This is a genomic window from Chryseobacterium sp. D764, assembly GCF_019317325.1.
In the GTDB taxonomy this organism is placed as follows: domain Bacteria; phylum Bacteroidota; class Bacteroidia; order Flavobacteriales; family Weeksellaceae; genus Chryseobacterium.
Genome location: NZ_CP079219.1, coordinates 2,171,471 through 2,183,983, shown reverse-complemented (window position 1 = coordinate 2,183,983; position 12,513 = coordinate 2,171,471). Strand labels below are relative to the sequence as shown.

Annotated in this window: 14 protein-coding genes and 1 pseudogene; 11 read left to right on the top strand and 4 right to left on the bottom strand. The window is 36.7% G+C overall.

Annotation, left to right across the window (positions count from 1 at the left end; genetic code table 11):
* Window positions 1–36: 36 nt before the first annotated feature.
* The 8 genes from lpxD to KYG33_RS09780 all read left to right on the top strand — a co-directional run bounded on the left by lpxD (window position 37) and on the right by KYG33_RS09780 (window position 6,809).
* Complete coding sequence (gene lpxD, locus KYG33_RS09815) at window positions 37–1,068, top strand: UDP-3-O-(3-hydroxymyristoyl)glucosamine N-acyltransferase (protein WP_077419250.1); 1,032 nt, start codon at window positions 37–39, stop codon at window positions 1,066–1,068.
* Window positions 1,061–2,458: a bifunctional UDP-3-O-[3-hydroxymyristoyl] N-acetylglucosamine deacetylase/3-hydroxyacyl-ACP dehydratase gene (locus KYG33_RS09810; RefSeq protein WP_047386958.1), complete on the top strand. Its 1,398-nt coding sequence runs from the start codon at window positions 1,061–1,063 to the stop codon at window positions 2,456–2,458. The genes lpxD and KYG33_RS09810 overlap by 8 nt, the downstream gene beginning before the upstream one ends.
* Entirely contained in the window at window positions 2,459–3,253 is a 795-nt protein-coding gene (lpxA, locus tag KYG33_RS09805) for an acyl-ACP--UDP-N-acetylglucosamine O-acyltransferase (protein ID WP_047386961.1), read from the top strand.
* 20 nt (window positions 3,254–3,273) lie between these two features.
* Window positions 3,274–3,609 (top strand): hypothetical protein, encoded by a 336-nt coding sequence (locus tag KYG33_RS09800; RefSeq protein WP_257468980.1) that lies wholly within the window; start codon window positions 3,274–3,276, stop codon window positions 3,607–3,609.
* A 15-nt stretch (window positions 3,610–3,624) separates the two neighbouring features.
* On the top strand, window positions 3,625–4,188 hold the full coding sequence (gene efp, locus KYG33_RS09795; protein WP_077419251.1) for an elongation factor P: 564 nt from the start codon (window positions 3,625–3,627) through the stop codon (window positions 4,186–4,188).
* 70 nt (window positions 4,189–4,258) lie between these two features.
* The gene (locus tag KYG33_RS09790) at window positions 4,259–5,161 is read left to right on the top strand and encodes an LpxD N-terminal domain-containing protein (RefSeq protein WP_077419252.1); all 903 of its coding nucleotides are present in this window, start codon (window positions 4,259–4,261) and stop codon (window positions 5,159–5,161) included.
* A gap of 90 nt (window positions 5,162–5,251) precedes the next feature.
* Entirely contained in the window at window positions 5,252–6,124 is an 873-nt protein-coding gene (gene sucD, locus KYG33_RS09785; RefSeq protein WP_077419253.1) for a succinate--CoA ligase subunit alpha, read from the top strand.
* 16 nt (window positions 6,125–6,140) lie between these two features.
* Window positions 6,141–6,809, top strand: coding sequence for a porin family protein (locus KYG33_RS09780; protein WP_077419254.1), 669 nt, complete (start codon window positions 6,141–6,143; stop codon window positions 6,807–6,809).
* A 105-nt stretch (window positions 6,810–6,914) separates the two neighbouring features.
* Here KYG33_RS09780 and KYG33_RS09775 read toward each other — a convergent pair whose 3' ends face one another.
* From KYG33_RS09775 to KYG33_RS09765, 3 genes are all read right to left on the bottom strand, one after another.
* The gene (locus tag KYG33_RS09775) at window positions 6,915–8,225 is read right to left on the bottom strand and encodes an ABC transporter permease (protein ID WP_077419255.1); all 1,311 of its coding nucleotides are present in this window, start codon (window positions 8,223–8,225) and stop codon (window positions 6,915–6,917) included.
* A 3-nt stretch (window positions 8,226–8,228) separates the two neighbouring features.
* Window positions 8,229–9,140 carry an ABC transporter ATP-binding protein gene (locus KYG33_RS09770; protein WP_077419256.1) on the bottom strand — a complete coding sequence of 304 codons (912 nt, stop codon included), beginning with the start codon at window positions 9,138–9,140 and terminating at the stop codon, window positions 8,229–8,231.
* 108 nt (window positions 9,141–9,248) lie between these two features.
* Complete coding sequence (locus KYG33_RS09765; RefSeq protein ID WP_047378731.1) at window positions 9,249–9,599, bottom strand: T9SS type A sorting domain-containing protein; 351 nt, start codon at window positions 9,597–9,599, stop codon at window positions 9,249–9,251.
* A 118-nt stretch (window positions 9,600–9,717) separates the two neighbouring features.
* Between KYG33_RS09765 and hemB the strand changes: the two genes are divergently transcribed.
* Both hemB and KYG33_RS09755 read left to right on the top strand, forming a co-directional pair.
* Window positions 9,718–10,707: a porphobilinogen synthase gene (gene hemB / locus KYG33_RS09760; RefSeq protein WP_077419257.1), complete on the top strand. Its 990-nt coding sequence runs from the start codon at window positions 9,718–9,720 to the stop codon at window positions 10,705–10,707.
* 145 nt (window positions 10,708–10,852) lie between these two features.
* The gene (locus KYG33_RS09755) at window positions 10,853–10,999 is read left to right on the top strand and encodes a bacteriocin-like protein (RefSeq protein WP_156118482.1); all 147 of its coding nucleotides are present in this window, start codon (window positions 10,853–10,855) and stop codon (window positions 10,997–10,999) included.
* 78 nt (window positions 11,000–11,077) lie between these two features.
* Here KYG33_RS09755 and KYG33_RS09750 read toward each other — a convergent pair whose 3' ends face one another.
* A complete protein-coding gene (locus tag KYG33_RS09750; protein ID WP_077419258.1) occupies window positions 11,078–11,371 on the bottom strand; it encodes a TM2 domain-containing protein in 294 nt (97 codons plus the stop codon).
* Between the two features lie 153 nt (window positions 11,372–11,524).
* On the opposite strand from KYG33_RS09750, the pseudogene lptB reads away from it, so the two are divergent.
* Window positions 11,525–12,250 (top strand): annotated as a pseudogene (gene lptB / locus KYG33_RS09745) (LPS export ABC transporter ATP-binding protein); the annotation flags it as partial.
* Between the last annotated feature and the right edge of the window lie 263 nt (window positions 12,251–12,513).

The following is a 12,513-nucleotide window of genomic DNA, read 5'->3' as shown; positions in this document are numbered from 1 at the left end:
GTTTGCAAATTCTAGAATTTCTTATCTTTGCAGAATATGGAATTTACAGCTTCGCAAATTGCAAGTTTTATTGACGGAAAAATAATAGGTGACGAGAATGCACTTATTACAGGGGTTTCACCAATTGAAAATGGGGAATCAGGACATCTTTCTTTTATAGCACAAGATAGATTTTCTCATTTCTTGGATACCTCACGATGCTCTGTTATCATCATTTCGGAAAAACTTCTGGAGAAAAACAGTTATAACCCTACCTTAATCGTTGTAAAAGATGCCTATCTTTCTTTTCAGATCCTGATGAATTTATATCAGGAAATGCAGGGAAGAAAAGAAGGTATAGAAAATGGTTCTTCCATTCACGATACAGCTGTCATAGGAGATAAAGCATATATCGGAGCATTTACTTATGTTTCCGAGAAAGCTAAAATCGGGGAAGGGGCACAGATCTATCCACACGTATATATAGGAAAAGGAGTGAAAATTGGTAAAAACTGCAAGATAGACAGTGGCGCCAGAATTTATGACTACTGTATTATTGGGGATAACTGTGTGATTCATTCCAATACGGTAATTGGAGGTGACGGTTTTGGTTTCCAGCCAACTGCCGAGGGTTTCAAAAAAATACCGCAGCTTGGAAATGTAATTATTGAAGACGATGTTGAGATAGGCTCAAACTGTAGTATTGACAGAGCAACAATAGGCTCTACAATTATAGGAAAAGGAACTAAAATTGATAACCTGATTCAGATTGCCCACAATGTGAAAATAGGTCAGAACAATGTAATTGCAGCACAAGCGGGAATTGCAGGTTCTACTACAATTGGTGACTGGAATCAGATTGGAGGCCAGGTAGGCGTCGTAGGACATATCAAAATAGGAAATCAAGTGAAGATTCAGGCTCAGAGTGGTGTGAATTCCAGCGTTAATGACAGAGAAACATTGTATGGCTCTCCAGCCATCAGTTATAATGACTATTTGAGGAGTTATGTTCATTTCAGGAATCTTCCTGGAATAGTAAATAGAATAAATAATCTTGAGAATACCTCAAAAGATAATACTAATGAGTGATATGCAAAAAACACTTCAGCAAGAGGTAACTCTTTCTGGAATTGGCCTTCATACGGGTAGAGAAGTAAAACTTACCATTAAACCTGCTAAAGAAAATACAGGTTTTGTATTTGTAAGAACAGACTTGGAGGGACATCCTCAGGTAGAAGCAGATGTAAACTATGTTGTAGCAACAGAAAGAGGAACTACCTTAGAAAAACTAGGGGTGAAAATTACCACTTGCGAACACCTTTTGGCAGCTCTTGTAGGTTGTGATATTGATAACGCAGTCTTAGAAATGGATGCCTCTGAACCACCTATTCTTGATGGATCTTCAAAATACTTTGTTGAAGCTATTGAAAGCGTTGGTGTTGCAGAACAGGGCGTGGCGAGAGAATATCTGGTTGTAAAAGAAGTTCTTACCTACAGTGATCCGGCTACTGGTTCGGAAATCACAATCATTCCTTCAGATACTTACGAAGTAACGACAATGGTAGATTTTGGGACTAAAGTATTAGGTACTCAGAATGCTACTCTTAAAAATATTTCAGAATTTAAAGACGAGATCTCATCAGCAAGAACATTCAGCTTCCTGCATGAATTGGAAATGCTTTTAGATCACGGTTTGATCAAAGGTGGAGATATTTCCAATGCGATTGTATATGTAGACAAAGATCTTACTCCTGAAACGACAGAAAAACTAAAGAAAGCCTTTGGAAAAGATAATGTATCTATCAGACCAAACGGTATTCTTGACAATCTTAATTTAAACTATCCTAACGAAGCCGCAAGACACAAATTATTAGATGTAATTGGTGACCTGGCTTTAGCAGGAGTAAAAATAAAAGGTAAAGTTATTGCCAACAAACCGGGACACTTTGTGAATACCCAGTTTGCGAAAAAACTAAACCGCCAGTGGAAATTGCAGAAAAAGAAAAACGTTCCGGATTTTGACCTGACAAAAGAACCAGTATTCGATATCAACGGAATTATGAAGCTTATGCCTCACAGACCCCCGTTCTTATTGATTGATAAAGTTCTTGAACTTTCAGACTCTCACGTAGTAGGGTTGAAAAATGTAACAATGAACGAACCATTCTTCGTTGGACACTTCCCGAAAGAACCTGTAATGCCTGGAGTACTTCAGGTAGAAGCTCTAGCACAGACAGGAGGTATCCTGGTACTGGCCAGCGTTCCGGATCCTGAGAACTATTCTACTTATTTCATCAAAATTGATAAGGTGAAATTCAAGAGAAAAGTAATTCCTGGAGATACGCTTATATTCAAAATTGAATTGATAGAGCCTATCAGAAGAGGAATTGTTCATATGCAGGGGTATGGATACGTAGGAGATACAGTAGCAGTAGAAGCAGAGCTTATGGCTCAAGTTGCAAAAAATAAAGTTGATTAAATGATTCATCAATTAGCAGCCGTAGATAAACGCGCGAAAATCAGCAAAAATGTAATCGTAGAACCATTTACTACAATTGCAGGGGACGTAGAAATTGGAGAAGGAACGTGGATTGGTCCCAATGTTACCATTATGGAAGGTGCAAGAATCGGAAAAGACTGTAAAATCTTTCCCGGAACTGTAATCTCTGCAATCCCTCAGGACTTGAAGTTCGATGGTGAAGATACACAAACAATCATTGGAGATAACACTACTTTAAGGGAATGTGTCACCATAAACAGAGGAACCAAAGCATTAGGATACACCAAAGTAGGAAGTCACTGCCTGATCATGGCAACTTCACACGTTGCTCATGACTGTATTATAGGAGATAATGTGATTATTGCAAATGGTTGCGGTATTGCGGGACATGTGGAAATTGGTGACTTTACCGTAATGGGAGGTTTATCTGCTGTTCAGCAGTTTGGTAAAATCGGGAAACATACTATGATTTCAGGAGGATCTTTAATTAGAAAAGATATTCCACCTTATGTAAAAGTAGCAAGAGATCCAATTTCTTATGCAGGAATCAACTCTGTTGGATTAAGAAGAAGAGGGTTTTCTAATGAGAAAATCTTTGAAATTCAAAAAATCTACAGAGCTATTTTCCAAATGAAGATGAATGTTTCTCAAGCGTTAGCCTATATTGAAAAAGAAATGCTTCCAACGGCTGAAAGAGATGAAATTTTACAGTTTATTCAAAACTCACCTAGAGGTATCGTAAAAGGATATGGTACCGGAAAGGATAGAGATTAATTTATAAATACTATCAGACAATGAAAAGTTTAATCGTACTTATTGCGCTTTCTGCAACTTCTTTTTTGTTTGGCCAGCAAACGGAAAAGTCTGCAACTGGGAAAAAAGAAAAGCCTTTTACCATAGAAAGAAAACTTTCCGGAGAATCTAATGATAGTATTGCCAAGAATAACTTAAATGGTATTCTGAAACAGAAAAGTATCAGAAGTTCAATATTAGGAACAACTGATCAGTATGAATCTGATGTTCAGATGAATGTAAACAGATTAAATAATAATGTGAATGCATTCAATAATAATACATTTAACAGAATGATGCCTCAAGGACAAGGTATCGAAATTAAAAAAAGAAAATAAATATTTATATAATTAATGGCAACAAGTAACGATATCAGAAAAGGTCTTTGCATCGAATTTAGCAACGATATTTTTAAAGTAATCGAGTTTCTTCACGTAAAACCAGGGAAAGGTCCTGCTTTCGTAAGAACAAAACTAAAATCTGTGACAAACGGAAAAGTATTAGACAATACATTCTCTGCTGGTCACAAAATTGATGAAGTAAAAGTAATCACAAGAAAGTTCCAATATCTTTATGATGACGAGAACGGATTCCACTTCATGAATAACGATGATTTTTCTCAGTTATATTTAAATAAAGAAATGATTGAAAACTCAAACTTGATGAAAGCAGGGGAAGAAGTAACAATCATTTTGAAAGAAGCTGATGAAACTCCGCTTTCTGCAGAACTTCCACAGTCAGTATATCTGGATGTTATCGAAGCTGATCCGGGTGTAAAAGGAAACACGGCAACTAACGCTCTTAAAAACGCAATCGTTGAAACAGGAGCAAGAGTAATGGTTCCTTTGTTCATTGAGCCGGGAGACAGAATTAAAGTAAGCACTGAAGACGGTAGCTACTTAGAAAGAGTGAAATAATAAATAAAATTTACATAAATTCGGTTTGCACTAGCAGTCCGAATTTTGTTTTATAAGAAAATCTATTGTTATGAGATTCCATTCTCCGCAAAAGCTTAAAACGATTGCAGATTTAATAGGCTCAGCATTTGTTGGGCCAGAAGACTTTGAAGTATTGGGAACCAATGAAATTCATATGGTAAAGCCAGGTGATATCGTTTTTGTGAACCACCCTAAATATTATGACAAAGCACTAAACTCTGCAGCCACTATTATTTTAATTGATAAAGAAGTAGAGTGCCCGGAAGGCAAAGCGCTTTTGGTTTCTGATGATCCTTTCAGAGACTTTAATAAAATCAATACTCATTTTACCAGAATCTATAATTTCACAGAAGAACTTCACGATGTTGAAATAGGAGAAGGCACAAAAATCCACCATTCTGCAGTAATCGGGAACAATGTGAAAATCGGAAAAAATACCCTTATCTTCCCAAATGTTGTGATAGGAGACCGTACCGAAATCGGGGATAATGTTGTTATCCAGTCCAACACAGTTTTAGGAGGTGATGCGTTTTATTACAGAAAATTAGATGGAAATTTTGACCGTCTGATTTCTGTAGGAAATGTTATCATCGAAAACAATGTGGAGATCGGAAATGGCTGTACCATTGACAGAGGGGTTACGGATTCTACCCTCATTGGAGAAGGTTCTGTTCTGGATAACCAGATTCAGATAGGACATGATACCGTTATCGGGAAAAAATGTCTTATTGCGTCTCAGGTAGGAATTGCTGGATGCTGCATCATTGGAGATGAGGTGACATTATGGGGACAGGTAGGCATTGCTTCCGGTAATAAAATTGAGGCAGGATCTGTAATTTTAGGAAAAACCGGAGTAAACAGAGATCTTGAAAAAGGTACCTATATTGGGATGTTTGCAGAAGATTTCAAAACTTATCTGAAAAAAGAAGTAAAGCTGAGAAATCTCAAATAAACTATTCCAAAGGTTTTATCCAAAATCAAAGAAATTTAAGTAAATTTGTGAGCATTAATAAAATAATAAATAAATTAAAACAACAATAAAATGTCAATTTTAGTAAACAAAGATTCTAAAGTAATTGTACAAGGATTTACAGGGAACGAAGGAACTTTCCACGCTGGTCAGATGATTGAATACGGAACAAATGTAGTAGGTGGTGTTACTCCAGGAAAAGGAGGTAGCGAGCACTTAGGAAAACCGGTATTTAATACAGTGGCTGATGCTGTTGAAAAAGCAGGAGCAAACGTAAGTATTATTTTCGTACCACCGGCATTTGCAGCAGATGCTATCATGGAAGCTGCTGAAGCAGGTATCAAAGTGATTGTATGTATTACTGAAGGTATTCCTGTAGCTGATATGGTAAAAGTAAAATCTTATATTGCTGACAGAGACTGCAGATTAATCGGACCAAACTGCCCTGGAATCATTACTTCTGAAGAAGCTAAAATTGGTATTATGCCAGGTTTCGTTTTCAAAAAAGGTAAAGTAGGTATCGTTTCAAAATCAGGTACCCTTACTTACGAAGCTGCTGACCAGGTAGTAAGAGCAGGTTACGGTATTTCTACTGCTATCGGTATCGGTGGTGACCCAATTATTGGAACAACGACAAGAGAGGCATTAGAATTATTCATCAACGATCCTGAAACTGAAGCTGTTGTAATGATCGGTGAAATCGGTGGAGGTCTTGAAGCTGAAGCTGCAAGATGGTACAAAGCAAGCGGGTCTACTAAACCGGTTGTAGGATTCATCGCTGGACAAACTGCTCCAAAAGGAAGAACTATGGGGCACGCAGGTGCTATCGTAGGTGGTGATGAAGATACAGCTCAGGCTAAAATGGAAATCATGAGAGAAAACGGTATCAACGTTGTAGATTCTCCTGCTGACATTGGTGCTACTGTAGCAAAAATTCTAGGATAATATAAAACCACACCATATGAAAAAACTTTTATTAGCCTCAGCTTTGACGCTGTCTGCATTATCTTTTGCACAGGTGCAATGGAATAATACAAGATTCGGTCTTACTGCAGGTTTAAACTACTCAAGAGTAGCAAATGCCCACAATCCCTCTGGCCCAAGATATACCTTCCAAGGTGGAGCTTTGGCTTTGATCCCCGTAGGGAAGGCAAACCAATTCTTTATCCAACCCGAAGTTCTGTACTATGGTGCAGGAGAAACCGGAAAAGATAAAGATGCTAAAGGAAAAGATGGTTACGATGCAGTATATGCAAATAACTATCTGAGTGTACCACTTTATTTCAAAGGATACTTTTCAGAAGCTGAATCAGAATTCTTTGGATTGATTGGACCTAGATTTAACTTTTTAGTAAGTCAGGACGTAAAGAATCCTCCTGTAGGAAGACCTTATTATGATCCGGACGTTACTGATCCTACACAACCAGGAGTAGACGGAAAAGCAAAAAGCTTTAACTGGGGACTTGGACTAGGCGTAGGATATAGCTATAAGAGACAACTCGAAGTAGCTTTAAAATATGATTTAGGACTTTCTGATACTTACCCTGGTCTTGTAAAAGAAAAAGGAGGAAGTGATAAGAAAAAATCAGAACAGGTAATTGCACTTACCTTAAGCTATATATTCAAATAGAATATCTCAGAATATAAAAAATCCCGGAAACTAAGTTTCCGGGATTTTTTATTATAAATTATAAACAGATTGATCTGTAATCTTTATTTTTCAGCCTTTTGGTGATTATCCTTTAATCCACTTCCAAAGCTCTTTTAAAGTAGCTTTATTACCGTACATCAAAATACCTACACGATAGATTTTTCCGGCCAGGAAGATCATAAAAACAGTTGTTACCAATAATAATGCAATAGACAATGCAATCTGCCATGCAGGAACTCCAAATGGGATTCTTGCAATCATTGCAACCGGTGAAGTAAACGGAATGATTGACAGCCAGAAGCCTAATGGCCCATCAGGATTGTTCATCAAAGTAAAACTTCCATACATCCCCAAGGTTAAGGGTAAAATTGCAAATAAAGTAAATTGCTGTGTCTCTGTTTCGTTATCTACTGCAGAACCGATTGCTGCATAAATAGAACTGTAAAAAATATATCCTAGAAGGAAGAAAACGATGAATACAAAAATGATCAGTGGGAAATTAAGTTCCAGCAAACTGTGAGAAATCTGGGTAGCAAGCTGCCCCACATCCAGTTTACTCGCAATCTCATTATTTCCACCCGGGATATTTTTCTGAAGAGGTGAGAAGCCTGTATTCAGAACTAATGCTCCGATGACAGACATTGTGATCCAGATCAGAAACTGAGTCAGTGCAACCATGGTTACCCCCAGAATCTTCCCCATCATCAGTTCAAAAGGTTTTACGGAAGAAATAATAATCTCCACAACACGGTTGTTCTTTTCCTCAAGTACACTTCGCATTACCCTTACCCCATAAATAATGATAAACATAAAGGTAACATACATCAGGATCATGCTCAGCCCGGATTTAACCCCGAAAGCAAGATCAGAATCCTCTTTATTATTATCCGTTACATTAATGGTCTTTAATGTGAAGCTTTTATCAAGATCAATTAACTGAGTCTCCTGAATGCCCAGCTGTTTGATTTTTTCTTTTTTAACAACATTGCTGATATCAGAAACAATTTGCTGCTTTGTGTCGAATCCTATTTTACTGTTGATTACCAGTCTTGTCTCTTTTTCAAGCGCATCGAAATTCTGATTTTTCAATTCCGGAAGAATCAGAATACCATCCAGGGATTCATTTCCTTTTAAATTGTTAATCTTTGATTTTTCATCTGCGGCAGAAACAAAAACGTAATTTAATTTATCATTAGATTTCAGCTGATTCATAAACAATCCGCTCTTATCAACCACTTCTATAATGCTGTGTGACTCATTAGCCTTAAACATTAATCCTACTACAGCTCCGAAAGCAATAATCATTATGGGGGCAAGCAGCGTTAATATGATGAAGGATTTTTTCTTAACCTGTGTAAGAAATTCTCTCTTGGTAATTAAAAAAATATTATTCATAAATTAGGGATGGTTACTTACAGCATTAATAAACACTTCGTTCATGCTAGGTATTCTTTCATCGAATGATCTCACTTTGCCCACTTGTACTAGATCAAGAAGAACATTATTTTGACTCTCTTCATTTTTCAGGTCAAAGGAAACAAGATTATTTTCATTCGATAAATTGAAGATGTCATACTTACTCTTGAAATGGTCAAACTGATCGTTGCTGACTTCAGAAAGTGTAACCCCAAAAATATTTTTCTTGAATTTTTCCCTTACGTCAAAAACCCTTCCGTCAATGATTTTTTTAGAATTGTTGATCAAAGCAACATAATCACACATTTCCTCCACACTTTCCATTCTGTGGGTAGAAAGAATGATAGTTGTTCCGTTATTTTTAAGATCAATGATCTGATCTTTGATTAAGTTGGCATTTACGGGATCAAAACCTGAAAAAGGTTCATCAAGAATCAAAAGATGAGGTCTGTGAAGAACGGTTACTACAAACTGGATCTTTTGTGCCATCCCTTTAGAAAGTTCAGAAAGTTTTTTCTTCCACCATTGATCGATGTTCAGTTTTTCAAACCATTTTTTGGCTTCATTCAGAGCATCGTTCTTACTCATTCCTTTCAGTTCCCCGAAATATAGAATCTGATCGCCAACACTCATGTTTTTGTACAATCCTCTTTCTTCGGGCATATAGCCGATGTCTTTAATATGATCCGGGCTCAGTTTTTGTCCGTTGATGAAGATATCTCCGGAATCTGCCTGAGTAATTTGATTAATGATACGGATAAAAGAAGTTTTTCCGGCTCCGTTGGGACCTAAAAGGCCGTAAATACTACCTTTTGGAACATGGATGCTGAAATCATCCAGGGCGACCTTTTTTCCGGCATTGTAGGTCTTTTTAATATGTTCAGCTTTTAGCATTAAAATTATTCTTTTTACAATTAGTATAAAAAGATTCCGAAAGTTACGGAAATATTAAAACAGAATTAATGTAAAAGAAAAAATCCTGATGATTATCAGGATTGTAATTTATTGTTTCACGATTTGAGTAACTTTCTGCGTGTTGTCACTTAAAATATAACGGATCATATACTTTCCGGGTTTCAATTTTTCAATATTAATCTCACCGGAATTCATATTCACTGTATAATTAGCGACCTGCATACCCAAAATAGAATAAAAAGTCACACTTTTGATTCTTAAAGAAGAATCTTTTGCCTTAATGATAAGGAAATCCTTTGCAGGATTTGGATAAGCAAGCAACACCCCATCATCCGCTTTCTGAGTGATGGAACTCGGCTCTCTAAGCTGAGCTTTTAAATTGTTGGAAAATCCAACAAAAGTGCCTACAAATAGAAATAAAAGTAAAAGTTTTTTCATCAAATTTATAATTTCTCGAATATATATAACAAATGTAATAAATTCTATAATTTCATACAATAGTTTTTTGTAGAACTTATATTAAATTTGTAGAAACTTATTCAAAAAGTATTCCAAAATGATACATTCAAGAAATAGAAGACTTAGAGTTAATGAATCTATCAGAAGTTTGGTAAGAGAAAATGTGCTTACAACTGATGATTTTGTAATGCCGATCTTCGTAATGGAGGGCGAAAACAAGCAGGAGGCAATCCCGTCTATGCCGGGGATTTTTAGGCGGAGTATAGATTTAACCGTGAAGGAATGTAAGGAATTATTTTCTTTGGGAGTAAAAGCTGTCAATTTGTACATGAAAGTGTCAGAACATCTGAAAGACAATACAGGAAAAGAAGCCTGGAACAATGACGGACTGATGCAGCGTACAATCAAAGCAATTAAAGATGCCGTTCCGGGAATGATCATTATGCCGGATGTAGCGCTGGATCCTTATTCAATTTATGGACACGACGGAATTATTGAAAACGGAAAAGTGATCAATGATGCTACCAACGATGCACTGGCAAGAATGTCAGTATCCCACGCTGAAGCAGGAGCAGATCTTGTGGCACCAAGTGATATGATGGATGGAAGAGTACAGGTCATTCGTGAGGCATTGGAACAAAGCGGATTTACAGATGTAGGAATTGTGAGCTATGCTGCCAAATATGCAAGTTCTTTCTATGGACCTTTCAGAAGTGCTTTAGACAGCGCTCCGAAAGATGATATGGAAATTCCGAAAGATAAAAAAACATATCAGATGGACTTCCACAATACACGTGAAGCATTGAATGAAGTATTTAAAGATATTGACGAAGGAGCGGATGTTATCATGATCAAACCGGGACTTCCTTATCTGGATATTGTTTCCAAAGTACGTGAAGCCATTGATCTTCCGATCGCAGTATACAATGTAAGCGGGGAATATGCAATGGTAAAAGCGGCAGCACAGAACGGCTGGCTGGATAATGACAGAACGATCATTGAAAGCCTGACTTGTTTCAAAAGAGCAGGAGCAGACATGATCTTTACTTATTTTGCAAAAGAAGCTGCTATCCTTTTGAATAAATAACAGTTAGAAAATCGTGATCCGGACACCAACGTTAATGTTAGGTTAATGGTCTGAATTGAAGACTTTCGAGTACATAAAAAATATACTTTTGAGTAAAGCTAATTTCGAGAAACGAAAATAATTAAAACATCAAAAGAATTTATTTATGAGAAATCTTAAAAAGATTGAAAGAAATCAATTGAAGGAAATCAAAGGAGGAGAAGTGATCATTGATGATCCAAATTGCGGAACATGGTGCAAGGGAATCTGGCATCCATGTACAATTAATCATTTAGCTTGTCCACCTGATTAATCATTTCAATAAAAAATAATAGGCTGTTCAGATAAGAACAGCCTATTTTATTTTCAGACAGGTGAGTGGTTTATTATTTTATAACCAACCTTTTTTCCCATAGACGTAGGTATCATCAAACTGTTTATCACTCATAAAAAGATACAAAATACCTTCAATAAAAGGAATGACAGAAGCTGCTCCTAAAGTAACAACATTCAGAACCAGCTGAATGATTCCCTCTTTCGTATAGCCAAGATAAAATTTATTTAAAGCCAGCCAGCCTACAAGAATTCCCAATAATGCCGCAGGAATTTTCTTTTCCGAATGATAAGGGACGCTGTTTTGCTGGTTTTGTACATTTTCTGTTTTTGTGTAACCGTAATTTTCCATTTCTTAATGATTGTAATTGATTGAGATGTTTTACGATAAGTAGTTTAAAATGGTTAAAAGTTACAATGATTTGGAAGTGAACAAGTTTATATTTAAATAAACAAGTTGATATTAACATATAAGTGAAGTTTATATTTTTGATATATTTGCCCTATGATTTTACGAGGAGAAAACTTAATCAAGGAATACGGTCCTAAAAAAGTTGTAAAAGGCGTTTCTGTACAGGTTCAACAGGGAGAAATTGTTGGTTTGCTGGGTCCGAACGGAGCAGGAAAAACCACATCGTTTTATATGATCGTAGGGTTGGTTAAGCCCACTTCAGGAAAGATTTTCCTGGATAAACAGGAGATTACTACGGATGCCATGTACCGAAGAGCCCAAAAGGGAATCGGATATCTTGCTCAGGAAGCTTCCGTTTTCAGAAAATTGTCTGTAGAGGAAAATATTATGGGAGTATTGCAGCTGACCAAGCTTTCAAAGCGTGAACAGCAGATCAAATGTGATGAACTGATCGAAGAATTTTCTTTACAGCATGTCCGTAAAAACAGAGGAGATCTTCTTTCCGGAGGAGAGAGACGTAGAACCGAAATCGCACGCTGTTTGGCTACAAGCCCGAATTTTATTCTTTTGGATGAGCCTTTCGCGGGAGTAGACCCTATTGCCGTTGAAGATATCCAGAAGATTGTAAGAAGTCTTGTAGATAAAAATATTGGAATTCTGATTACCGATCATAACGTACAGCAGACGTTGGCCATTACCAACAAAACCTATATTATGTTTGAAGGAAAAATCCTGAAAGAAGGACTTCCGGAAGACCTTGCGAATGATCCGCAGGTAAGAGAGGCATATCTTGGTGAAAACTTCGTGTATCAGAGTATTTTGGATAAACCTAAAAAGAAAAAATATGCTTATAATATCTGGGCAGGAAACTTTGATTCAAAAGCGCAGTTACAGGGATTTGTAGATGAAAACTTCAGACAGTTTGATGATCTGAGACTGATGTATGGTTTTGAAGACATCAGCTTTGCTTCATTAGCAAACTCTGAAATTGAACATATCTTTAATGATGTGGTAGATAAAAATGCCAACAACTCATTTGTTTTCCAGAAAAAAGAAATCAATTCTCAATATTCTCTAGAGCA